Source organism: Streptosporangium sp. NPDC000396, from assembly GCF_042898655.1.
Classification (GTDB): Bacteria; Actinomycetota; Actinomycetes; order Streptosporangiales; family Streptosporangiaceae; genus Streptosporangium.
In genome coordinates this window covers 1-21887 of the sequence record NZ_JBIAZA010000013.1, presented here as the reverse complement: position 1 = coordinate 21887, position 21887 = coordinate 1, and the positions used below count along the sequence as shown (strand labels likewise).

Annotated in this window: 21 protein-coding genes and 1 tRNA gene; 15 read left to right on the top strand and 7 right to left on the bottom strand. The window is 69.8% G+C overall.

Annotated elements, in window-relative coordinates; translation table 11 throughout:
- Nucleotides 1-74: 74 nt before the first annotated feature.
- Together ACFY2X_RS21665 and ACFY2X_RS21660 are read right to left on the bottom strand one after the other, a co-directional pair.
- Nucleotides 75-407 carry a hypothetical protein gene (locus tag ACFY2X_RS21665; RefSeq protein WP_389940342.1) on the bottom strand — a complete coding sequence of 111 codons (333 nt, stop codon included), beginning with the start codon at nucleotides 405-407 and terminating at the stop codon, nucleotides 75-77.
- Nucleotides 408-696: 289 nt separating this feature from the next.
- Nucleotides 697-1614 carry a DMT family transporter gene (locus tag ACFY2X_RS21660; protein WP_389940340.1) on the bottom strand — a complete coding sequence of 306 codons (918 nt, stop codon included), beginning with the start codon at nucleotides 1612-1614 and terminating at the stop codon, nucleotides 697-699.
- 266 nt (nucleotides 1615-1880) lie between these two features.
- On the opposite strand from ACFY2X_RS21660, the gene ACFY2X_RS21655 reads away from it, so the two are divergent.
- Complete coding sequence (locus tag ACFY2X_RS21655) at nucleotides 1881-2243, top strand: VOC family protein (protein WP_389940338.1); 363 nt, start codon at nucleotides 1881-1883, stop codon at nucleotides 2241-2243.
- A 434-nt stretch (nucleotides 2244-2677) separates the two neighbouring features.
- Complete coding sequence (locus ACFY2X_RS21650; RefSeq protein WP_389940336.1) at nucleotides 2678-3664, top strand: DMT family transporter; 987 nt, start codon at nucleotides 2678-2680, stop codon at nucleotides 3662-3664.
- On the opposite strand, the gene ACFY2X_RS21645 is transcribed toward ACFY2X_RS21650, so the two are convergent.
- Nucleotides 3654-4790, bottom strand: a complete 1137-nt coding sequence (locus tag ACFY2X_RS21645) for an FAD-dependent oxidoreductase (RefSeq protein WP_389940334.1) — start codon at nucleotides 4788-4790, stop codon at nucleotides 3654-3656. The two genes, ACFY2X_RS21650 and ACFY2X_RS21645, sit on opposite strands and share 11 nt — an antisense overlap.
- A gap of 72 nt (nucleotides 4791-4862) precedes the next feature.
- On the opposite strand from ACFY2X_RS21645, the gene ACFY2X_RS21640 reads away from it, so the two are divergent.
- Nucleotides 4863-5441: a TetR/AcrR family transcriptional regulator gene (locus ACFY2X_RS21640; protein ID WP_389940332.1), complete on the top strand. Its 579-nt coding sequence runs from the start codon at nucleotides 4863-4865 to the stop codon at nucleotides 5439-5441.
- 67 nt (nucleotides 5442-5508) lie between these two features.
- Here the strand turns inward: ACFY2X_RS21640 and ACFY2X_RS21635 are convergent, their stop codons facing one another.
- Nucleotides 5509-6090: a GNAT family N-acetyltransferase gene (locus ACFY2X_RS21635; RefSeq protein WP_389940330.1), complete on the bottom strand. Its 582-nt coding sequence runs from the start codon at nucleotides 6088-6090 to the stop codon at nucleotides 5509-5511.
- Nucleotides 6091-6276: 186 nt separating this feature from the next.
- Between ACFY2X_RS21635 and ACFY2X_RS21630 the strand changes: the two genes are divergently transcribed.
- From ACFY2X_RS21630 to ACFY2X_RS21620, 3 genes are all read left to right on the top strand, one after another.
- Nucleotides 6277-7482, top strand: a complete 1206-nt coding sequence (locus ACFY2X_RS21630) for an acyl-CoA dehydrogenase family protein (protein WP_389940328.1) — start codon at nucleotides 6277-6279, stop codon at nucleotides 7480-7482.
- A gap of 77 nt (nucleotides 7483-7559) precedes the next feature.
- On the top strand, nucleotides 7560-8747 hold the full coding sequence (locus ACFY2X_RS21625) for an acyl-CoA dehydrogenase family protein (protein WP_389940326.1): 1188 nt from the start codon (nucleotides 7560-7562) through the stop codon (nucleotides 8745-8747).
- Nucleotides 8748-8968: 221 nt separating this feature from the next.
- Entirely contained in the window at nucleotides 8969-10075 is a 1107-nt protein-coding gene (locus tag ACFY2X_RS21620; RefSeq protein WP_389940324.1) for an acyl-CoA dehydrogenase family protein, read from the top strand.
- 7 nt (nucleotides 10076-10082) lie between these two features.
- Here the strand turns inward: ACFY2X_RS21620 and ACFY2X_RS21615 are convergent, their stop codons facing one another.
- The gene (locus ACFY2X_RS21615) at nucleotides 10083-10670 is read right to left on the bottom strand and encodes a TetR/AcrR family transcriptional regulator (protein ID WP_389940322.1); all 588 of its coding nucleotides are present in this window, start codon (nucleotides 10668-10670) and stop codon (nucleotides 10083-10085) included.
- A gap of 205 nt (nucleotides 10671-10875) precedes the next feature.
- On the opposite strand from ACFY2X_RS21615, the gene ACFY2X_RS21610 reads away from it, so the two are divergent.
- Nucleotides 10876-11616: a nuclease-related domain-containing protein gene (locus ACFY2X_RS21610; RefSeq protein ID WP_389940320.1), complete on the top strand. Its 741-nt coding sequence runs from the start codon at nucleotides 10876-10878 to the stop codon at nucleotides 11614-11616.
- 33 nt (nucleotides 11617-11649) lie between these two features.
- Here ACFY2X_RS21610 and ACFY2X_RS21605 read toward each other — a convergent pair whose 3' ends face one another.
- Both ACFY2X_RS21605 and ACFY2X_RS21600 read right to left on the bottom strand, forming a co-directional pair.
- A complete protein-coding gene (locus ACFY2X_RS21605; protein ID WP_389940318.1) occupies nucleotides 11650-13056 on the bottom strand; it encodes a VWA domain-containing protein in 1407 nt (468 codons plus the stop codon).
- Nucleotides 13057-13093: 37 nt separating this feature from the next.
- On the bottom strand, nucleotides 13094-13945 hold the full coding sequence (locus ACFY2X_RS21600) for an AAA family ATPase (protein WP_389940316.1): 852 nt from the start codon (nucleotides 13943-13945) through the stop codon (nucleotides 13094-13096).
- Between the two features lie 100 nt (nucleotides 13946-14045).
- Here ACFY2X_RS21600 and ACFY2X_RS21595 point away from each other — a divergent pair.
- The 8 genes from ACFY2X_RS21595 (at nucleotide 14046) to ACFY2X_RS21560 (ending at nucleotide 21713) form a co-directional block, all read left to right on the top strand.
- Nucleotides 14046-14119 (top strand) — tRNA-Lys (locus ACFY2X_RS21595).
- Between the two features lie 162 nt (nucleotides 14120-14281).
- Entirely contained in the window at nucleotides 14282-14656 is a 375-nt protein-coding gene (locus ACFY2X_RS21590) for a recombinase family protein (protein ID WP_389940315.1), read from the top strand.
- Complete coding sequence (gene tnpB / locus ACFY2X_RS21585) at nucleotides 14653-16011, top strand: IS607 family element RNA-guided endonuclease TnpB (protein WP_389940313.1); 1359 nt, start codon at nucleotides 14653-14655, stop codon at nucleotides 16009-16011. Before ACFY2X_RS21590 ends, tnpB begins: the two co-directional genes overlap by 4 nt.
- Before the next feature lie 114 nt (nucleotides 16012-16125).
- Nucleotides 16126-16899: an alpha/beta fold hydrolase gene (locus ACFY2X_RS21580; RefSeq protein WP_389940312.1), complete on the top strand. Its 774-nt coding sequence runs from the start codon at nucleotides 16126-16128 to the stop codon at nucleotides 16897-16899.
- An 88-nt stretch (nucleotides 16900-16987) separates the two neighbouring features.
- Nucleotides 16988-17779, top strand: coding sequence for a GNAT family N-acetyltransferase (locus tag ACFY2X_RS21575; protein WP_389940310.1), 792 nt, complete (start codon nucleotides 16988-16990; stop codon nucleotides 17777-17779).
- Between the two features lie 107 nt (nucleotides 17780-17886).
- Nucleotides 17887-18348 carry a signal peptidase I gene (gene lepB / locus ACFY2X_RS21570; protein ID WP_389940308.1) on the top strand — a complete coding sequence of 154 codons (462 nt, stop codon included), beginning with the start codon at nucleotides 17887-17889 and terminating at the stop codon, nucleotides 18346-18348.
- A 32-nt stretch (nucleotides 18349-18380) separates the two neighbouring features.
- A complete protein-coding gene (locus tag ACFY2X_RS21565; RefSeq protein WP_389940306.1) occupies nucleotides 18381-21443 on the top strand; it encodes a BTAD domain-containing putative transcriptional regulator in 3063 nt (1020 codons plus the stop codon).
- 78 nt (nucleotides 21444-21521) lie between these two features.
- Nucleotides 21522-21713 carry a hypothetical protein gene (locus tag ACFY2X_RS21560; RefSeq protein WP_389940304.1) on the top strand — a complete coding sequence of 64 codons (192 nt, stop codon included), beginning with the start codon at nucleotides 21522-21524 and terminating at the stop codon, nucleotides 21711-21713.
- Nucleotides 21714-21887 lie beyond the last annotated feature (174 nt).

The following is a 21887-nucleotide window of genomic DNA, read 5'->3' as shown; positions in this document are numbered from 1 at the left end:
GCCCCGCGATCCGGTGTGTCCTTCCGGCGAAGCCGGGTTTTCAACGGAACCGGCTTTTCGGCGGAGCCGGGCTTCTAGCAAAGCTCCTGGTGACCGGCGTTGTAACCGTCCACCCAGCCCTTTCTGTCCCAGTCATCCGATTCCTTGTAAGAGAAGCCGGCCTGTTTGTCGCACATCTTGCCGGCGTCGTCGTAACCCTTTTCGTAGGCCGCCCAGTATTCCTGCGGCTTGTTCGGAGTGGGCTCGGCCCGGGTCGCCCTGCTCGCCGCCGCGCTTTGCGGGGTATTAGCCCCTGCCGCCGGTGCCGGAGCCGAGGCGGCCGAGGACGGGGAGGTCGCGGCCGGTCCGAGGGTGAGGGTTGCGAGAAGCGCTGAGCCGAGCAACATCAGGCGTCGCCTGCCGTTCATGGGCATCTCCTCCTTGGTCGGCCGCCGGCAGGGATCGTTCGGCGGCCCGGCGTTTATAGGATCACGATATGAGGTGAATTATCGGAAATGAAGTGATTAATTCCCTTATTGTCCTGTTTTTTGGGTAAGTGTGGAGGAGTTGGCTTTCTTTGGCTTGGCCGGCTCTTGTGTTTTTTGAGAAATCATAAAATCTCCGTATTAATGTTGAATGTCGTGGTTTAGTGGTCGTGAGGGAGAAATTTCCGGCGGAAGCCGGGCGTGTCCGGGGCGTCGATTCGCCGGGAGCGGCTCACGCCGATGGCCGGGCACCCTTCTTCTCGCTGAGAGCGAGCAGAGCGACGGCGAAGAGCAGCAGGACCGCACCCGCGACGGCCTGCGGGGTGAGCCGCTCGTCCAGGACGAACACCCCGATGAGCGCCGCGCCGACCGGCTCCACAAGGGAGATCACGGCGGCCGTCGTGGCCCGCACCGTGGCGAGGCCGGTGAAGAAGAGGCCGTAGGCCAGGGCCGTCGGAATCGCGCCGAGATAGACGATGATCGCCGAGGAGGAGAGCGGATCGCTTTCCGGCAGAAGACCCTGGGCCAGCGCGACGGGGAGCAGACAGAGCCCTCCGACGACGAAGCCCCCCATCGCCGTGGAGTACGGCTCGCCGGCGGAGGCGCGGTTGAGCAGGGTCACACCCGCGTAGCCGGCCGCCGAGACCAGCGCCCAGCAGACGCCGGGCACGGAGAAGGTGGCCGACCCGTCGTCGAGGGTCAGCATGACCAGGCCGATCAGGGCGATCGCGACGGAGCCCAGCCCGGCCGCGCCCAGCCGCTCGCGCAGCAGCAGGCGCGCGCCGGCGGCCACGAAGACGGGCGTGGCGCCGATCGTGACCACGGTGGCCACGGCCAGGCCGGATTCGGCGATCGCCGCGAAGTAGGCGGTCTGGTAGACGGCCATCGCCACACCCGTGATCACGGTTCGCCCGAGGCCGGAAAGCCTGTCAGGCGTGATCCGCCCGAGGGCGGAGCCGCGCCCCCGGCCGAAGAGGTGGGACGCCAGCAGGAGCATCATCGCCCCGGCGGCGAACCGCCAGAACGAGACCGCGACGGGACCGAGGCCGCCCGCCCGGTAGAGCAGCGCTCCGGCGGCGCCGCCGGTGCCCCAGGCGGTCGCCGCGATGGATACGTAGAGCAGGCCCCGCCGTACGGAGACATGCGTCATGAAGATCTCTCCAGATGAAGTGATTGTCGCCAGGTCGCACGTATGCGGGCAGCAACCACTCACCGGGTCGCCCGGACCCGGTCGTCAGGAGAGAGAACCGCCCGCTATCGGGCGGTGGGCGGGGAGAAGATGAGCGTCGGCACGCGCCGACCCTACCGAGGCGGCCGAGGCGTCATCCACTGGTTAACCGGCGGCCCGTCCGATCGAGGAACATTCGCTGGAAATCCTGACGTCACGTGACAGGTATGGGCGGCACGATGAGCGTCATGACGATCACCGCACAACTCATCGCCGTGAACATCGACTGCGCCGAGCCCAAGCGGCTCGCCGAGTTCTACGCGGCGGTTCTCGGTTACGAGGTCCAGTACGCCGAGGACACCTACGCCGGCATCGGCGACGGCACGACGAGCATCTACTTCCAGCAGAACCTGGACCGCAAGCCGGCCTCCTGGCCGGGCGCCGACAAGCAGTTCCACCTCGATGTCCGGGTCCCCGACCTGGACGCGGCCGTGGAGCACTACCTGACCCTCGGGGCCACCAAGCCCGACTTCCAGCCCGGAGAAGGCAGCTGGGTCGTGCTCGCCGACCCCGAAGGCCACCTGTTCTGCGTCTGCCCGCCCCGGGAGTAGCCCCGTCCGGGATTCCCCGCTCAGGACTCCTCGCGCCGCCATCCGTCCCGGGAGTGAACAATGCCGGCCCGGGGTTTCCTGAGGCCCGTCGGTGGAATTCGGAGGCCGAATACGAGGCCGTTCCGCGTTTTCTTCTGCTTCGACCGCTCCGGCCGCTCCGAAGGACGGGATCCGCGCGGTGGGGTCTTGGTGCCCGATCCGTGAGCCGCGTCACAAGGAACGCGATAGAGCATTAGGAATCACGAAGAATCGCGAGAAATCATGAAGAATATGGGGGCTTGCGGTGCTCTGCGAACATTCGCCGTTGTGGCTGCCACCTGGCCCGACGGCCGCCCCGGCCATGGACGGGGATCTGATCCGGGCTTGGGTGAGCCGTTACATGTTCGCCAGGCGCTCTAAGCTTGCGGGATGACCCGAGAATCATTCTTTTACCCATGCCCGATCATCTCCGGTGGGTGGCGATGACTTGGGTCGGGATGTCGATCGCTCTGATCGGCGCACTGGGATACGCGCTGGGGGCCGCGCTCCAGCAGTTCGAGGCGGTTTCCGAGGGAGCCTCTCTCAAGCTGATGAAGCGCCCCCGCTGGTGGCTGGGCGGCGTGATCGGGTTCACCGGCGCGTCCCTGCACGCCGTCGCGCTCAGTTTCGCGCCGCTGGTCGCGGTGCAGCCGATCAGCGTGGCGACACTGGTTTTCGCGGTGCCGCTGGCGGCGATGCTCCACGGCAGGCGGCCGCACAGGGCGGAGATTTTCGGGTCGGTCGCGGTGGCCGTCGGGCTGCTCGGGTTGATGCTGCTGGTCCCCAGCCACTCCGTGAAACCTCACATGACGAACCAGGAGGCGTTCGCCTTCCTCGGCTGCGTCGGGCTGGTCGTGCTCGCGGCTCATCTGGGCGCGCGGAAGGTGAAAGGCTCGGCCAAGGCGTTGCTGCTGTCGGTCGGCGCCGGTGCGGTGACGGCCAGCGTGTCCACCTTCGTCCGGGTGGTGGGCGGAGGTCTGGAGGGTGACCTGAGCAGGCTGCTGAGCTGGTTCACGCTCGCGATCCCGGTGTTGCTCATCTGCGCGGTGGTTCTCCTGCAGAAGTCCTACGAGGTCGGCTACTTCGGCATCGCCTACGCGGCGGTCCAGGTGGTGGACCCCGTCACCTCGATTCTCGCCGGGGCGCTCCTGCTCGACGAGGCGATGCCGACCGGCCTGGTGAACGTGGTCCCCGCGCTCCTGGCCGCCGCGCTGCTGATCTGGGGAACCGTCACGCTGGGGCGGCTGTCCCCGGATCACAGCGGTACCCGCGCCTCCGCTCACGAGACCGCGCCGGGCGCCTCGGAGGAGCCCGCGCCGCTCGCGTCCCAGGGGACGGCGTCGGTCGCGTCCCAGGAGCCCGCGCCGGTCACGTCTTCGGAGACCACCTCGATCACGTCGTAGGCGGGTTCCAGCCGATCACCTCGTCCAGCGCGCCGTTCACGCGCTGCGGAGCGAGCCGCCAGGTGAGCGCGAGCATCGTGTCGCGCAGCCGTACGGCCAGCGGGTTGCGGATCCGGATGAGCCGGCAGATGGACGCGGACCGGGCCACGATCTTCGCGGTCCGCTCCAACCGGGCGGCGGTGTAGGCCGCCAGCCCGGCGCCCTTCCCGGCGACGTGGGCCAGCACCACCGCGTCCTCGATCGCCTGGCAGGCGCCCTGGCCCATGTTGGGGGTCATGGCGTGGGCCGCGTCGCCCAGCAGCGCGACCTTGCCCCGGTGCATCGCGGGCAGCGGGGTCTCAAGGTGGTAGACGTCGTTCCTGAGCACGTTCTCCGCCTTGGTCGCGGCGAGCAGTTCCGGGATCGGGTCGTGCCACCTTTCGAACAGGCGCAGCAACTCCGCCCGCTGGTCCCCGCCGCCCCCACCGGCCGGGACGGCGTCGGTGGCATAGCAGTAGGTCAGACCGCCGGCCAGAGGCAGGACCCCGAAGATCTTGCCGTGGCCCCAGCTCTCGTGGGTTTGACCGGGAATGCCTTCGCTGGGGACGAGCATCCGCCAGGCCGTGATCCCGGCATAGCGTGGAGCGGGGTGGCCGGGGAACAGCGTGGTTCGGGTGACCGAGTGGATGCCGTCGGCGGCGACCACCAGATCGGCCTCCACCTCGCCGGCGTCGGTGGTCACCCGGCCGTTCTCGGAGTCCACGCCCTTCACCGTGGTGTTCAGCCGGAGCATGCCGGGCTCCAGCCGCGCCGAAAGCGCGTCGACCAGGTCGGCGCGGCGCAGCAGCACCACGGAGTCGCCGTCGTGCCGGGCGGAGGTCGCCTCGTTGGTGGTCTTGATCAGCCACCGGCCGTCCGGGCGCCGCACGCCGCCCTCGCCCTGGAGCACGGACAGCTTGCGGATGTCGTCACCGACACCGATCGTGTCCAGGGCCTTGAGAGCGTTGGCGAAGACGGACAGCCCGGAGCCGACCGGTTCCAAGGACGCCGCCCGCTCGAACACCGTCACGTCCCAGCCCCGCTGCCGCAGCGCCACCGCCGCCGTCAGCCCGCCGATTCCCGCTCCGATCACCACTGCTCGTGCCATGACCTCTCCTTAACTACGGATGTAGTTGACGCTACTACACCTGTAGTTTGACTACAAATGTAGTATCGGAGGGTGAAGTCCAAGCGCGCCGAGATCATCGCGGAGACCGCCATCACCCTGCTCGCCGAGCGAGGCATGCGTGGTCTGACTCACCGGGCGGTGGACGAGGTGGCCGGGCTGCCGCCGGGTTCGACCTCCAACCTCGCCCGCACCCGCTCGGCGCTGCTGGCGCTGGCCCTGGAGCGGCTCACCGAGCTGGAGGTGACCATATTCGGGCCCATCCTCGACATGGCGAAGGACACCTCGAAGACGGATGCGCTGGACACGGCAGCCGAGATGACTGCCCGGGTGCTTTGGGTCCAGCTGACCGTCGACCGCCGCCGGACGATCGCCCGCTACGAGCTGGCCCTGGAGGCCACCCGCCGCCCCGAGCTGCGCAAGATCTATGACGAGGTGGGGGTCCGTTTCCGTGATCCCACGGTCGCGCTCCTCTCCGCCGTGGGATCACCGGATCCGGTACGGCACGGCCGCCAGATAGTCGCCTTCAGTGAAGGCGTGATGTTCGACGCCATCGTCGGAGCCGGTGCCGAGCCGACCCTGGACGACCTTCGCCTCGGCGCCAGGGAACTGCTGAGGGGAATGCTGGCCTAGCCTCTGGCACCGGGGCGTCAGGGGGCCAGGCCGGGGCGTCGGAGCGCCATGGGTGCGACGTCAGGGGTCACCGCGCCAGGAGACGGGCGCGGTGGGCGGGCCACTCGTCGTCGAGGATGCTGAAGTAGGCGGTGTCGCGCCAGGATCCGTCCGGGCGGCGGCGCTGGCGGCGCAGGACGCCCTCGGGGACGGCACCGATGCGCTGGATCGCGGCCTGGGAGCGGGTGTTGAGGATGTCGGTCTTGAGCTGGACCCGGTTCACGCCCAGCTTGTCGAAGGCGTGGTCGATCAGCAGGATCTTGCAGGCGGTGTTCACGGCCGAGCGCCACATGGCTCTGCCGTACCAGGTCCAGCCGATCTCGATGCTGTCGGCGTATCCCGGTGTGTCGATGTAGGTGGTCCAGCCGACCGCGCGGCCGGTCTCCTTGAGGATCACCGCGAACGGCACGCACTCCGGGCCGTCGATCACCTCTGCCGCGATGCTCGCCAGCTCGTTCTCGCTGCGCGGGGCGGGGACCGAAAGCCAGCGCCACACCTCGTCGTCGCCGCCACCGGCCAGGAACAGGTCGGGGACGTGGGCGAGGCTCAGCGGCTCCAGCCGTACGACGTCGCCTTCGAGAGTGACGGGGGCGGGCATGTTCGAGGTCATGAAGGCGACCCTACGGACGGCGGCGCGCTCGCCAGAAGGTCCACTCGGGGTATGTCCTCGGCGACCACTCCGCGGTCGGGCCGCCCGCGGAACCATGAGGGACGCGGGCTCCGTAGGTTCGGATGGAGAGCGTGTCGACATTCATACCGTCCGGTCGGTACGCTCCTGGGAGACGTGAGGAGAGCCATGGATTTCGCGTTCGACGCCACAACCGAGAAGCTGCGGGCACGGCTGCTCGACTTCATGGACGAGTGCGTGTACCCGGCGGAGGAGGCCTTCGAGGCCCAGGCGGCCGAGAGCGGGTGGGCCAGCCCCCCGCTGATGGATGACCTGAAGCAGGAAGCGCGCAGGCGGGGCCTGTGGAACCTGTTCCTGCCGGGCGAACACGGCGCGGGGCTGACCAACCTGCAGTACGCGCCGCTGGCCGAGATCATGGGACGCTCGCCGAGAATCGCCCCCACCGCGACCAACTGCGCCGCCCCCGACACCGGCAACATGGAGGTCCTCTCCATGTTCGGCAACGAGTGGCAGCGCAAGGAGTGGCTGGAGCCGCTGCTCCGCGGGGAGATCCGGTCGGCGTTCGCGATGACCGAGCCGGACACCGCGTCGTCGGACGCCACGAACATCGCGCTGTCGATCGCCCGGGACGGCTCCGAATACGTGATCAACGGGCGTAAGTGGTTCGCCTCCGGGGCGATGAACCCCAACTGCAAGATCTTCATCGTGATGGGGAAGACCGACCCCGAGGCCTCCTCGCACCGGCAGCAGTCAATGGTCCTGGTGCCTCGCGACACACCCGGGATGGACATCAGGCGGGGCATGCACGTGTTCGGCTACTCCGACGCCGACCACGGCGGGCACGCCGAGATCGTGTTCGACGACGTCAGGGTGCCGGTGGACAACCTGATCGGCGAGGAGGGCGGCGGCTTCGCGATCGCTCAGGCCCGTCTCGGGCCCGGGCGGATCCACCACTGCATGCGGCTGATCGGAATGGCCGAGCGGGCCGTCGAGCTGATGTGCACGCGGACCCTGTCGCGAACCGCGTTCGGCAAGCCGATCGCCCGGCAAGGCGTCGTCCAGGACTGGATAGCCGAGTCGCGGGTGAAGATCGAGCAGCTCCGGCTGCTCGTGCTGAAGACCGCCTGGCTGATGGACACCGTCGGCAACCGTGGCGCCCACACCGAGATCCAGGCCATCAAGATCGCCACCCCGCGGGACGTGGAATGGATCCTGGACAAGGCCATCCAGGCCCACGGCGCCGGTGGCGTCAGCCAGGACTTCCCGCTGGCGGCCCTGTGGGCGGGCGCGCGGTCGCTGAGGCTCGCCGACGGGCCCGACGAGGTCCACAAGCGCTCCCTGGCCTACCGCGAGCTCAAGAAACACATGACCTGACACCACCATGCCCCGCCTGCCGTACGGCACGCCGGTGAGGAAGCCGGACGCGGGCGGGGGCTCCGCCCAGAATTCCGATGAAGGGAACATTCGTGGCGTTGGATGAAGAGGCGATCAAGGGACGCGCCGTCGCCTTCCTCGCCGGGCACGACCCCGGGAACCGGCTGGAGTTCCTGCGAGCCCGGTTCGACGCCGGGCTGGCCTGGGTGCACTTCCCCGAGGGGCTCGGCGGGCTCGGTGCCCCCCGGGAGCTGCAGAACGTGGTGGAGCGAGAGCTGGCCGGGACACCGCAGCTCGACACCGGGGTGCAGGGGATCGGGCTCGGGATGGCGGCGCCGACGATCTTGACGTTCGGCACCGAAGAGCAGCGGAAACGATTCCTGCGGCCACTGTGGACCGGCGAGGAGATCTGGTGCCAGCTCTTCAGCGAGCCCGGCGCCGGATCGGACCTGGCGACGCTCGGCACGCGGGCGGTCCGCGACGGCGACGAGTGGGTCGTGGACGGGCAGAAGGTGTGGACCTCCGGAGCCCACCACGCCCGATGGGCGATCCTGGTCGCCAGAACCGACCCGGACGTGCCCAAACACCGAGGACTCACCTACTTCGTGTGCGACATGCACGCTCCGGGCGTCGAGGTCAGGCCGTTGCGGCAGATCACCGGGGAGGCGGAGTTCAACGAGGTCTTCCTCACGGGCGTACGGCTCAGCGACTCCCTGCGGCTCGGCGAGGTGGGCGACGGGTGGCGGGTCGCGCAGACCACGCTCATGAACGAGCGGGTGGCGATCGGCGGCGCGCCGGTCCGCCAGGGCGGCGGCATGGTCGGCGTGGTCGCCGAGACCTGGCGGTCCCGGCCCGACCTGCGTACCCACGACCTGCACCAGCGGCTGCTACGGCTCTGGGTGGAGTCGGAGGTGACGCGGCTGGCCGGGGCGCGGTTGCGCGAGCAACTGGCCGCCGGGCAGCCGGGCCCGGAGGGCTCGGGCATGAAGCTCTCCTTCGCCACGCTCAACCAGGCGCTGTCCGGGCTGGATGTGGAGCTGCGCGGGGAGGAGGGGCTCGGCTACGACGACTGGACCTTCCGCCGCTCCGACAGCGTGGACTTCTTCGGCAGGGACCCCGGATATCGCTACCTGCGGGCCAAGGGGAACTCGATCGAGGGCGGCACCTCGGAGATCCTGCGCAACATCGTCGCCGAGCGGGTGCTCGGCCTGCCGTCGGAGCCCCGCGTCGACAAGGACGTGCCCTGGAAGGACCTGCCGCGGTGACGGGACGAGTGCTCCGCGGAGCGAATGAGGAGTGGTGAGCGACCGGTGACGCGGAGGGAACCCGACGCAGTGAGTGGAGTGGGGCGCGAGGGACGAGTGCTCCGCGGAGCGAATGAGGAGTGGTGAGCGACCGGTGACGCGGAGGGAACCCGACGCAGTGAGTGGAGTGGGGCGCGAGGGACGAGTGCTCCGCGGAGCGAATGAGGAGTGGTGAGCGACCGGTGACACTGCTTTATACCGAGGTCGAGGAGGAGCTTCGGGCCTCCGTGCGGGACCTGCTCGCGGACCGCTGCGGTCCTGACGCCGTGCTGAGGCGGGTCGAGTCCGCCTCGCCGTACGACATGGATCTGTGGAAGACGCTGTCGCGGGAGATCGGGGTGGCGGGGCTGCTGGTGCCGGAGGAGTACGGCGGGGCGGGGGCGTCGGCGCGGGAGGCCGCGGTGGTGCTGGAGGAGCTGGGGCGGGCGGTGGCGCCGGTGCCGTTCCTCACCAGTTCCGTGCTCGCGACGGAGGCTCTGCTTCGGGCCGGTGAGGAAAACCTGGTCCGGCGGCTCGCCTCGGGTGAGATCACCGCGGCGCTCGCGATGTCTCTGGCGGCTTCGCCGTACCGGGCGTTGCCGGAGGGCGTGACCGTCACGGACCGGTCGATCCTGAACGGGGAGATCAGGGCGGTGGCCGGCGCGGATGTGGCCGATGTGCTGCTCGTCCCCGTGGGAACGGCGCTTTACGCGGTGGAGGCGGGCAACGCCCGGGTCGATGCGGTGCCGTCGCTGGACCTGACCCGGCCGATCGCCACCGTCACGCTCTCGGACGCCCCGGGCGAGATGACCGGTCACTTTGACGTGCGGGGAGTGCTGGCCTTCGGGGCGGGGTTGCTCGCCTCCGAGCAGCTCGGGGTCGCCGAGTGGTGCCTGAACACGACGCTCGCCTACATCAAGGAGCGCCACCAGTTCGCCAGGCCGGTCGGGTCCTTCCAAGCGATCAAGCATCGGATGGCCGATCTCTGGCTTGATGTGGTGCGTGCCCGTGCCGCGGCCAGGAACGCCGTCGACCTGCTGGCCACCGGCCCGGAACCGGCCGCGTCTCAAGGCGCGGAGGCGGTTCGCGGACGCGAGCTGGCGGCGGCGGTGGCCAAGGCCTGGTGCTCGGAGGTGGCGGTGCACGTCGCCGAGGAAGGCGTGCAGCTCCACGGCGGAATCGGGATGACCTGGGAGCATCCCATCCATCTCTATCTCAAGCGCGCCAAGGCGACGGAGATCGCGCTCGGCACCCCTGGCGCCCACCGGGACGCGCTGGCGGTCCTGGCGGACCTGCCCGCTCCCGTCTGACCCGTGTTCACGCCTTGGGTCGCAGCGAGGTGAGCAGCAGGTCGGCGAAGTATGCTCCGACCTCGGCGCCGGAGAGCGGGCCTTCGGCGTTGTACCAGGTGGCCAGGTGGTGGACCGAGCCGAAGAAGAAGTCGACGACGATCTCGGCGGGGGTGTCGGTCCTGAAGACGCCCTCGCGCTGGCCCTCGGAGACGAGGTCGCGAAAACGCTCGTGGTAGAGGCGGCGCTCGGCGCGGACGCTCTTGCGGGTGTCGGGCGCGAGCAGGTGCATCGAGCGGAAGAAGATCTTGGAGTCGTCCAGGTTCTCGACCGTGGTCCGCACGACGTCGGCGGCGGCGGTGTGGAGACGCTCGGCCACCGGGCCCGGCCCGTCGGCGATCCGGGTCAGCCGCTCCATCTGCATGCGGAGCACGCGTCCGTAGATCTCGCGGAGCAGATCATCTTTGGAGTCGAAATAGTGGTACATGGCGCCCTTGGTGACACCGGCCGCTGAGACGATCTCCTGCACCGAGGCGCTCTCGAAGCCCCGCTCGGCGAACAAGCGCGTGGCCTCGGCGAGCAGTCGCTGCCGTACTGGCTCCTGGTCCTGAGTCATCTGTCCCCCTGGTGTGGTGCGGCTAGCATACCGACTGGTCGGTTAAAGAATGAGCACGTATCTGCGCTGTGTTATTTCCATCACCTTTGGATGCCTGGAGCCCCCACTTGGGTATTTGATAGTCGGGGATCTTCAGCGTGGCAGATCCGCCTCTTTCCCACCACTTGACCCTCGGGGGTTCGCTGTGCCTGGCGGATCGATCTACGTGACGCCTGACGACCAGGTTCATGGGTTGTCGCCGCAGGTCATGTACGAACAGTTCTGGCGCAAGGAAGCCGACCAGCGCTGGAAGATGCGCGGGCTCAAGGCGGCCGGAGGCTTCGCCGCGGGCATCGTGCTCGCCTACCGGTTCGACCTTCCCGGACCGGTGGTGGTCGGGCTCGTGCTGGGCCTGCTGGTCGGCGTCGCCGACATGATCTGGGCCTGGTACTCATACGAGGCCACCGCGGTCTGGCGGGGCAGGCGCCGTGGAGAGACGATCACCGGCAAGCTGCTCCGGCGCAGGCTCCGCAGGTTCGGCTACCAGGTTCTCGACGGCCGCGCCGTGCCCGGACAGGCCTCGATCGACCATCTGGTCATCGGCCCCGGCGGCATCTGGGTGGTCGACAACGAGGCCTGGGACCCCGAGACCGAGATCGCCCGCTACGGCGACCGGCTGTTCCTCGGCGAGAAGTACGGCTCGTCGGTGGCCAAGGCGCTCGTCAGCGCCTCCGAGTCACTGGCCGAGGTGCTCTCCCGGGAGTCGGGCATCCCCGTGACGATCGAGCCACTGCTCGCGGTGCACGGCGGGAAACTCCGGGGGACGGTCACGGCCGAGGGGCTCACCCTGCTCAAGCCGCGTCTGACGGCGCGCTGGATCCTGGCCGGGCCGCGTACGGAGTTCGACGAGGCTCAGGTGGAGCTGCTGACCCGGACCGCCGCCCGGGTGCTGCGCCGGATGGGCTGACCTTCGCGAGCGCCGGAGTCCGGCGGAGTCCGGTCAGGCGAGTTCCTCGATGAAGGCCGCCAGCTGGACCACGTTCCGGCATTCGTACATCGGGACGACCCCGCCGTAGGCCGTGGCCACCGAGTCACCGGTGTCCCATTGGCTCATCGGTTCCGGATTGAGCCAGTAGGCGTGCCGGGCCTGCCGGCTCAGGCGGCTCAGCGTCTCCAGTGCGGGCGCCTGGTAGTTGGACCGCGCGTCGCCCAGGATCAGCAGGGACGTCTTCGGCCCGATGGCGTCGCCGTACCGCTCGGCGAACCGTTCGAGAGCCTGGCCGTAGTTGGTCCGGCCGAACCGCACCATGTCGGCCTCCCTGATCAGCCGAGTCATCGCCTCGACCACGTCGGCGCCGGGGACGAAGAAGCGGGTGATCTCGTCCACGGTGTCCACGAAGCCGAACGCGCGGACCCTGGCGAACTGCTCGCGCAGCGCGTAGGTCAGCAGCAACGTGAAGTGGGCGAAGGAGGCGACCGAGTCGCTGGTGTCGCAGAGGATGACCAGCTCGGGCTTGTGCGGGCGGCGTGGCCTGTTGAAGGTGCTCAGGGGCACCCCGCCGCTGGACAGCGAGGCCCGCACGGTCCGGCGGAAGTCCAGGCGGCCGCGGTGGCCGAGCCGGTGCTTGACGGTCAGCCGGGCGGCCAGGCGGCGGGCGAGCGGGTGGACCTCCCGGCGCAGCCTGGCCAGGTCGGCCTTCGTCACCCGGAGAAAGTCGATCTGCTCCAGCGGAGGCCGTACGGCGGAGCGCGCGATCCGCTCGATTCCCGAGTCTTCGGCGATTCGCCGGCGCACGTCGGCCGAGACGGCGTCCTCGAAACGCCGGATGTTCTGATTGATCCGCTGCCGGGCGACCTTCTCGGCCAGGCCGCCGCGTTCCTGGCCGGTCAGGACCTCGGCGAGCAGCCGGGCCATGAGCGTCTCCGGGGACAGCGCCCGCAGCACCGAGTAGGAGAACCAGTTCTGCCGTCCGGGGCTCGCGGGCTGGCGGCCGAAGCGCTCCACCATCGCGCGGGCGAACGCGTTCATCCCGTCGGCGCCCAGCAGCAGCTCGGCCAGCCGGTCTCGCAGCTCAGGGATCTCGGCGGTCCGCGGATCCGGCCCCGCGGGAGGCGGGCCGTCTTCCGGGCGCGGCTCCTGTTCGGGGCGCGGGCCGCCTTCCGGGCCGGAGCCGTACGGACCGGTGGTCGAGGCGGGGAACCAGAGGTCGAAGAGCGTGTCGAAACCCGGCCGGTGCGAGGACCGCTTGACCAGGGTCGAGGCGTAGGCGGCGCGCAGCGACTCCCGCTCGCTCAGGTCGATCACCTCCAGCGCCCTCGCCGCGTCCAGTCCCTCGGCCAGCGACACCGGCAGCCCGGCCGCGCGCAGGGCGTGTACGAAGCCGACATGCCGATCGAGCAGGCTCACGTCCCGGCCTCCGCTCCGGCTCCGCCGGTCCGGCCGCTCACAGGCCCAGCTCCTTGCGTGCCCGGGCCTGGTCGGAGGCGTGCTTGAGCACCACCCCGAGGGTGGCACCGACCGCGGCCTCGTCCAGCTCGGTCCGGCCCAGCGCGAGCAGAGTGTTGGCCCAGTCGACGGTCTCGGCGATGGAGGGGGATTTCTTCAGTTCGAGAGCGCGCATCGTGGCGACCGTGCGGGCGAGTTGCTCGGCCAGACTCGCCTCGATCGCGGGCACCTGAGCCAGCACGATGTCGCGCTCACGTTCCGGTGTCGGATACTCCAGGTGCAGGTAGAGGCAGCGGCGCTTGAGCGCCTCGGAGAGCTCGCGGGTCGCGTTGGAGGTCAGCACCACGTACGGCCTGCGCACGGCGGTGATAGTGCCGAGCTCGGGGATCGTGACCTGGTAGTCGGACAGGATCTCCAGCAGCAGCCCCTCGACCTCGACGTCGGCCTTGTCGGTCTCGTCGATCAGCAGGACCGTCGGGGTCTCGGAGCGGATCGCTCGCAGGAGCGGCCTTTCGAGCAGGAACTCCTCGGTGAAGATGTCATCGTGGGTGGTGTCCCAGTCCTGCCCGCTCCCGGCCTGGATCCGCAGCAGCTGTTTCTTGTAGTTCCACTCGTACAGCGCCCTGGCCTCGTCGAGTCCCTCGTAGCACTGCAACCGGACGAGCTGGGCACCGGTCGCCGCGGCCACGGCCTTGGCGAGCTGGGTCTTGCCCACGCCCGCCGGGCCTTCGGCGAGCAGTGGCTTGCCGAGCGCGCCGGCGAGGAAGATCGAGGTCGCTATGGAGTCGTCGGCGAGGTAGTCCACGGCGGTGAGCCGGTCGCGGACGTCGGCGGGCGAGGCGAACCACATGTGTGCTCCAAGACAGGACCGAATGTTGTTCTAGCTTAGCCGCTGATCTTGCGAGATTTCGAAGCTCTCCTCGAAGTGCGCTATCCTTCAAGGGCTTCACGCGCCGCTAGCTCAGTTGGTTAGAGCAGCTGACTCTTAATCAGCGGGTCCGGGGTTCGAGTCCCTGGCGGCGCACAGCACCCAACCAGCGGGTTCCTTGATTGACAAGGGGCCCGCTGGTTTTGTTTTGGGGTGTGTTGGGTGCGGGTGTGCTCCTGAGCCATGATCTCGTCGCAGGGTCGGGAGCTGTTCACTAAAACGCGAGCGAACGCGAACGAACGCATGTTCAATGGGTGCGTGAAGCTTGCCCAGTGGGCGCGGTCGCAGGGCATTCACCCGCAGACCGCTTACCGGTGGTTCCGGGAAGGCAAAATGCCCGTCCCGGCCCGCCGTCTGCCCACCGGCACGATCGTCGTGGACGCTCCGGCCGCCGACAGCCCGGGCGGGGCCGCGCTGTACGCACGGGTGTCCTCCCACGATCAGCGCGCCGACCTGGACCGGCAGACAGCCCGCCTGACCTCTTTCGCCACCAGCGCCGCACTGGCCGTGGTGGCGTCGGTGACCGAGATCGGCTCGGGGGTGAATGAGCGACGGCCCAAGCTGATGCGGCTGCTGTCGGATGCGTCCATCCCGGTCACCGCCGTCAAAGCCGCTGATCGCCAGACCTCGTGAAGGTCGTCCAGGCGTACCGGTACGCGCTCAGCCCCACGCCCTGGCAGCAGGGCGCGCTGGCCTCGCACTGCGGTGCGGCGCGGTTCGCCTTCAACTGGGGTCTGGCCCACGTTAAGGCCGCTCTGGAGCAGCGGGAGGCGGAGAAGACCTATGGGATGCCCGAGGAACTGCTGACCGAGGTGCCCTGGTCGCTGCCCGCGCTGCGCCGGGCGTGGAACGCCGCCAAGGGCGCGGTCGCGCCGTGGTGGGCGGACAACTCGAAAGAGGCCTACAGCAGCGGCCTGGACGGGCTGGCCCGGGCGTTGAAGAACTGGTCGGCCTCCCGCAGGGGCGAGCGGAAAGGCAAACCTGTGGGGTTCCCCCGGTTCAAGTCCAAGCACCGCACCGTGCTGTCGTGCCGGTTCACCACCGGTGTCATCCGGCTGGAGGCCGACCGCCGCCATGTGACCCTGCCCCGGCTGGGCACCATCCGCACCGCCGAATCCACCCGCAAGCTCGCCCGGCACCTGGAACGCGGCACGGGGCGGATCCTGTCGGCCACCATCCGGGCCGAGGGCGGGCGGTGGTTCGTCGCGTTCACCTGCCAGATCGACCGCGCCGATCGCGCCCCGGCCCGCCCGGACGCGGTGGTGGGGGTGGATCTCGGGGTGAGGGCGCTGGCGGTGCTGTCCACCGGCGAGACGATCGACAACCCCAAGCACCACCGGGCGGCGCTGCGCCGGTTGCGCCGGTTGAATAAGGAACTGGCCCGCCGCGTCGGGCCGCGCACCCCGGACGGCGGCAGGCGCCAGGCCTCCACGCGCTGGCACACGACCAAAGCCGCCTTGGGCAAGGCGCACGCCCGGGTGGCCGGCCAGCGACGCGACGGGCTGCACCAGCTCACCACCCGGCTGGCCGCCACCTACGGCACGGTCGTGGTCGAAGACCTCCACGTGGCCGGGATGCTGGCCAACCGGAAGCTCGCCCGCGCGGTCGCCGATGTCGGCATGGCCGAGACCCGCAGGCAGCTCGCCTACAAGACCGCCTGGCGCGGCGGGCGGCTGGTGGTGGCCGACCGCTGGTTCCCCTCCTCCAAGACGTGCTCGGCCTGTGGCGCGGTGAAAGCCAAGCTCGCCCTGTCGGAGCGCACCTACTCCTGTGCGGCCTGCGGCCTGGTCCTGGACCGGGACGTCAACGCCGCACGCAACCTGGCCGCACTCGCGGCCCGGTATGAGCACGACGTCGCCCAGAGTTGCGGGGAGACGCGAAACGCCCGTGGAGCCGGTGTAAGACCCACCCCGAGTGGGCGGTCGGCGGTGAAGCGGGAACCCCGGGAAACCGGGGAAGGCCGTGGCCGCAAGGCCACGGCTGCCTGACCTGTGCTCGCATTTGATCACATTTCAGGTAACGGTAGTGAGCCGTCGGAAACATTTGGGGCAAGAGTGAAGAGGACGAAGAGGGGGCGGCCGGTAGACGACGCCTTCAAGGGTGTGTTCAAGGGCGGTGAACCCTACCTCCGGGTGGGCAAGGGCCGTCCGCTGGTGTATATGGCCGGGCTCACGTTCAATCACACCCACCCCGAGGGCTGGGAGCGGTCGATCACGTTGGGGGCGGTGAAGCCGCTCGTTCGAGCGGGCTTCGAGGTCTACTTCACGAACCGGGCGCAGGGTCTTCCGGCGGGGACGACGTTCGCGGACATCGCCGCGAGCCATGCGGAGAGCCTGGCCGATCATTTCGGCGAGCCGGTCGACGTGCTGGGTCATTCGACTGGTGGTTCGCTCGCTCTGCAACTTGCTGCCGACCATCCAGAGGTGGTGCGCCGGGTGGTGGTGGCGAGTGCGGCTTACCGGTTGGGTCCGGTGGGCAAGCGGGCTCAGTTGGAGCTGCTGCGCGGTCTGGAGCGGAGCGGCCGGATCCGTGGGTCCGCGCTGGCCGCTGGGGTCACGCAGAACTGGGTGCTGCGGCGGCTGCTGGCGGTGCCGCTGAGGCTGATGGCGTTGATGAAGGTCGAGAACCCCGCCGACCCGATCGCGGTGTTGCGCGGGGAGGACGCGTTCGATGTGTATGAGCGGCTCGGCGGGATCGAGGCCGAGACGTTGGTGATCTGCGGCGGGCGGGACTACTTCTGGACGCCGGAGATGTTCGCCGAAACCGCCCATCGGATGCCACACGCGAAGTTCGTCATGTATCCCGAAGCGGGGCACGCGATCGTCACCCGTAAGGACTTCGTCGCCGAGGTGACGGCCTTTCTCGACGCGCCGTAAGCCGCGTACCGATCGGCCGGACGGTCCTAGACTCGGGGTGTGGCAGGTTGGACCAGGCCGCCGACACGCCGGGGAGTGGGTGTGGCACGTGTCCGATGAGCGTCTCACCGACGGGTGGGAGCCGGATCTGGAGGCCGGTGACTCCCTGCTGCGCCGGTTCGTGCTGGCCAACGCCGATCGCAACGCCTTCGTGGCGTCGTGTTCCGGTGGGCGGTCCGAGCGCTGGGATGACCTCGCCGTCGCCGACCCGGTGTCTCCGATCATGTTCGACAACGCCGCCGTGCTGCTCCGGCCGCCGGCCTACATCGATCTGCCGGACACGCTGCGGCGGCTCATGAACTTCTACCCGCCCGAGCGTCACTTCGTGCTCCTGTCGGCGTGGCCGACGCCCGACCTCGGCGCGACGGGCATGGAGCTGATGGGGCATCCCCCGTTCATGATGCGCCCGCCGGGAGGCATGCCGCCCCCGCTGCCCCGCGGGTTTGAGATCGTCCCGGTCACCGACCGGCGCACGCTGGACGATTTCGTGAACACCCTCGTCGAGGCGTATCCCCTGCCGGGGGCGCAGGGCACGATCCTCGGCGACGTGCGGGTCCTGCGGGGCCCGATCCGGCTCTTCGTCGGATATGCCGACGGCCGCCCGGTGGCCACCTCCGGTGCCCGTCTCGGGCACGGCATCGTGGACGTGGAGTGGGTGTCGACCCTGCCGTCGCATCGCGGCCGGGGCATCGGCGCGGCCCTCACGTGGGCGGCCACGCTCGTCGGGCCGGCCGAGCCGGCCACGCTCATCGCGAGCGACGACGGCCAGCCGGTTTACGAGGCGATGGGCTACATCCGGCTGATGCGGCTGACGATGTGGCACCGGCCGCCCCAGGTCTGACCGTACGCCCGGCCGACGGGATCGCGGACCGGTTGACAGACCTCCCGTCAATGGAGATCGTTTCCCAGAATGGATCATTCTCCCTCGGATCGAAGGCGAAAGACAGGGTGAAATTGATCATTCGTGGGCTGTTCATCGGTGTTCTCATGCTGGTCGCGGGTGCTTTCTGGGCTCGTCGGCGCTACATGGTGATCACCGTCAACGGGGTCAGCATGATGCCGACGCTGACCGACGGCGATCGCGTTCTGGTACGGCGGCGCCGGATCGACCAGGTGAGCCGGGGCGATGTCGTCGTGCTGGAGCCCCCGCTCGACTCTTCGGGCCGGTTCATGCCCGGACCGCCCGCATCGGACGGCCGGCACTGGAACATCAAGCGAGTCGTCGCGCTCCCCGGCGACCCGGTGCCGGCGGGGGTTCCCGCCGATGACGGTGTGGATCGTGTGCCCTCCGGGACGGTGGTGGTCTTCGGGGACAACCCCGACAGCGTCGACTCCCGGCAGCGGGGGTTCTTCCCCGCCGACCGGCTGCTCGGCGTCGCGCTGCGCCGCTTGGGCGGATCGGCCCTGTAGCCACTGCCGGAGGGCGTGAGAAGGACAAGATCGTGAAGTTTCGGATCCTCGGCCCGCTGCGCGTCCAGACCGGTGACGAACCCGTGCCGATCACGGCGCCCAAGCAGCGCACGGTCCTCGCCATGTTGCTGGCACGTGCCGGATACGTCGTCCCGATCCGGTCGCTGGTGGCTGAGGTGTGGGACGATCGGCCGCCTCGTTCGGCCGTGGCGAACCTGCGCACCTATCTCATGCAGCTGCGCAGGCTGCTGCCCCCGGCCGACGGCCTGGCAGGCGAGAGGCTGGTCACCTCGGAGGCGGGCTATCTGCTGCGGGTCGAGCCCACCGAGTTCGACCTCTTCCAGTTCGAGGCGCTGACCGCATGCGGCCGCCAGGCGTCGGTCCGGGGAGATCTCGACGTGGCGCAGGACGCCTACGCCCAGGCTCTCGCGCTGTGGCGGGGAACGGCGGCCGAGGACGTGCCGCCGGGGCCGACCCTGAGGGAGGTGGTCGCGCGCCTCACCGACCAGTATCTGAACACGGTGGAGGAGTACACGGAGATCCAGCTCTCGCTCGGCAGGCACACGACGGTGGCCACCCAGCTGCGCGAGCTGATCAGGCAGTATCCGCTGCGGGAGCGGCTGTACGGCCAGCTGATCGTGGCGCTGTACCGGTGTGGCGACGTCGCCGGGGCGCTGGACGTGTTCGGGGTGGCCCGCCGAGTTCTGGCCGACGAACTCGGGCTCGATCCGGGGCCGGAGCTGCGCCGGCTGCACCAGGCGGTCCTGCGCCGCGATGCGGATCTGATGCCGCCGGACAGGCCGCTGGCCGGTGAAGGCACCGTGGCCGTGCGAGCCGAGGACGGGCGCCGCCATCCCCGGCCCCGCCAGCTGCCGCGTGAGCCGACGATGTTCGTCGGCCGGTCGGCCGAGCTCGCCCGGATGCTCACCGTCCTGTGCGGCGATCCGGAGCCGTACGGTGATCCGGAGCTGGGTGGCGGTCCGGAGACGGGCGGTGATCTAAAACCGCGTGGTGGTTCGGAGCTGCGCGGTGGTCCGGGGCTGGGTGGCGGTTCGGAGACGGGCGCCGGGCCGCGGGTACTGGCGTTGCACGGTCCCGGCGGGGTCGGCAAGTCGACACTGGCGTTACGGGCGGCGTACGCCGTGGCCGATCACTACACCGACGGCCAGCTCTATGTCGATCTGCAGGGATCGAGTCCGGGCCTGCCGCCGTTGCAGCCCGCCGAGGTGCTCGGCCGCTTCCTGCGAGCCCTGGGGGTGCCGAGCGGAGAGGTTCCCGCGACACCGGCGGAGGCGGCCACCCACTACCAGTCGCTGCTGGCCGACCGGCGGGTCCTGGTCATTCTCGACAACGCGGTCGACGCCGCCCAGCTGGCGCCGTTGCTGCCTGCGGGCACCGGCTGCGCGGCGCTGGTCACCAGCCGGGTCGCGCTGACCACCATGGACGCCGTGCCGGTCGCCGTCGAGGTGCTCGACGAGACGGAGTCGGTGCGGATGCTCACGCTGCTGGTCGGGCACTCGCGAGTGGCCGCCGAGAGCGGGGCGGCGGCCGACATCGCGCGCTGGTGCGGCTACCATCCGCTGGCGTTGCGCATCGCCGGTGCCCGCCTCGCCGCCCGCCCTGACTGGTCGCTCGCGAGCTTCGGCGAGCGGCTGCGCAACCAGCGGCGGCGGCTGGACGAGCTGCAGGCCGCCGACCTGGCCATCCGGTCCTGCTTCGAGGTCAGCTACGAAACGCTGGCCGGTGGTGCGGGCCCCGCCAGGGATGTGGCGGCGCGTGCCTTCCGGCTGTTCGGCGTGCTCGACGTGCCCGAGGTCAGCGTCGAGCTCGCCGCCGCGTTCCTCGACGTCGATCCGAAGGCGGCCGAGGTCACGCTCGACGAGCTGACGGAGGTCCGCCTGCTGGAGCCGGCCGGCGACAGGCGGTTCCGCATGCACGACCTGCTGAGGTTGTTCGCCGCCGAGCTGGCCGTGGCCCATGATCCGCCGGACTACCGGGCGCAGGCCGTACGGCGCGCCCTGGACTGGTACCTCGCCCTGTGCGGGCAGGTGAACGATCTGATGCAACCGCACCTGCGGTCCGGCGGGAGCCCGCCGGGCGGGCGAGACACCGGGGTGACTTTCTGGAGTCCCGCCGAGGCGGTGCGGTGGTTCGAAACCGAGATGCCCTGCCTGGTAGCGGCCGTCACCCAGTCGGCCGGGGAGCCTGAGACCGCTCGCTTCGTCACCGATCTGGTGCCGCTGGTCAGGTCTCTGGCGACGAAGTGCGGATACTGGCAGGAGCTTGAGACCATCATCCGGCTCGCCGCCGAGGTGGCGCGGCGGCACGACGACCGGATCGGGGAGGCGTCCACGCTGGCGACGCTGGGAGTGGTGGAATGGCGGACCGGCCGGATCGACGCCGCTCGCGGGTGCCTGCGCCGCGCGCTCGAACTCTGGCGTGAGCTGGGCGATCAGGAGGCGGAAGGGCTGGCCCTGCACAACCTGGGCTGGCTGAGCATGCGTACCGGTGATCTCGACGACGCCCTCGCCCACATCACCGCGGCGCTGCGGTTGCTGGAGGCGCACGGGTCGAACCGGGTCGGGATGGTCAGGCACAACCTGGGCGAGGTCCTGCTCCAGCTCGGCCGGTCGGTGGAGGCGGCGGACTGCCTTGAGCGGTGCCTGTCCATCCGGAGGGCGGACCGCGACCTGTTCGGGGAGAGCATCACCCTGGCGGCGCTCGGCCGTGCCTACTGCCTGCTCGATCGCCGGGACGAGGCGCTGGTGACACTTGGGGAGGCGTTGCGTGTCTGCCGGGAGACCGGCAACCGGGAGGACGAGTGGGAGGTGCTGCTCAGCAGGTCCGAGATCTGGCTGCGGCAGGACGACCCGGCCGCCGCCGTGGCCGATCTGGCCCGGGCGTCGGAGCTGACCGCCCAGGTCGGTGACGCCTACGGCCAGGCCGCCGTGACCCGCCAGTTCGCCAGGGCACGCGCCGTGCTGGGCGACTCGCGTGCCGCGGCGGAGGACGCCCGCCGGGCCGGTGAACTCTTCGCGGCACCCGGCATGCGGCGTGATCCGGTGCTGGAGAAACTGCTCACCGCCCGGCTGTAGCTCGGCTGTATCGGCGGCTGTATTTCCTCAAAATAGCGTTTCGGTCGTCCACATCGCTCTACGAAGGAGTGAGTTCAGATGACCGGTGTTCTGGGAAAGCTCGGCGACCGGGTGCTCGAGAAGCTGGTGCCGAAGGCGACCGCGAAGGCTGACACCTACTTCTACCGGACCTGCTACTGCGACGGCATAAATTGGTACGCCAAGCTCTGCTGGGTCGTCGGCGGTCAGACCGGCTGCCTGTCCAGCTGTGAGAATCGCGGAAAGTGCTGACCGAGCGGAACCCGTAGATCCGGAGGCTGAGGTCGCCGCCGGGCTCCGGGCGTGGGGGGGGGGGGGCGCCCCCGGCGGGGGGGGGGGGGGGGCCCCCCCCCCCCCGCGGGGGGGGCGGGCGGGGGGGGGCCGGGGGGGGCCCCCCCCGCGGCGGCCGCGGGGGTGGGTTGAGAG

Excerpts from the sequence above, each read along its gene's own strand:
- ACFY2X_RS21665 (WP_389940342.1), bottom strand. The coding sequence starts at position 407 with ATGAACGGCAGGCGACGCCTGATGTTGCTCGGCTCAGCGCTTCTCGCA.
- ACFY2X_RS21660 (WP_389940340.1), bottom strand. The coding sequence starts at position 1,614 with ATGACGCATGTCTCCGTACGGCGGGGCCTGCTCTACGTATCCATCGCG.
- ACFY2X_RS21655 (WP_389940338.1), top strand. The coding sequence starts at position 1,881 with ATGACGATCACCGCACAACTCATCGCCGTGAACATCGACTGCGCCGAG.
- ACFY2X_RS21650 (WP_389940336.1), top strand. The coding sequence starts at position 2,678 with ATGCCCGATCATCTCCGGTGGGTGGCGATGACTTGGGTCGGGATGTCG.
- ACFY2X_RS21645 (WP_389940334.1), bottom strand. The coding sequence starts at position 4,790 with ATGGCACGAGCAGTGGTGATCGGAGCGGGAATCGGCGGGCTGACGGCG.
- ACFY2X_RS21635 (WP_389940330.1), bottom strand. The coding sequence starts at position 6,090 with ATGACCTCGAACATGCCCGCCCCCGTCACTCTCGAAGGCGACGTCGTA.
- ACFY2X_RS21630 (WP_389940328.1), top strand. The coding sequence starts at position 6,277 with ATGGATTTCGCGTTCGACGCCACAACCGAGAAGCTGCGGGCACGGCTG.
- ACFY2X_RS21625 (WP_389940326.1), top strand. The coding sequence starts at position 7,560 with ATGAAGGGAACATTCGTGGCGTTGGATGAAGAGGCGATCAAGGGACGC.
- ACFY2X_RS21615 (WP_389940322.1), bottom strand. The coding sequence starts at position 10,670 with ATGACTCAGGACCAGGAGCCAGTACGGCAGCGACTGCTCGCCGAGGCC.
- ACFY2X_RS21600 (WP_389940316.1), bottom strand. The coding sequence starts at position 13,945 with ATGTGGTTCGCCTCGCCCGCCGACGTCCGCGACCGGCTCACCGCCGTG.
- ACFY2X_RS21560 (WP_389940304.1), top strand. The coding sequence starts at position 21,522 with ATGACCGGTGTTCTGGGAAAGCTCGGCGACCGGGTGCTCGAGAAGCTG.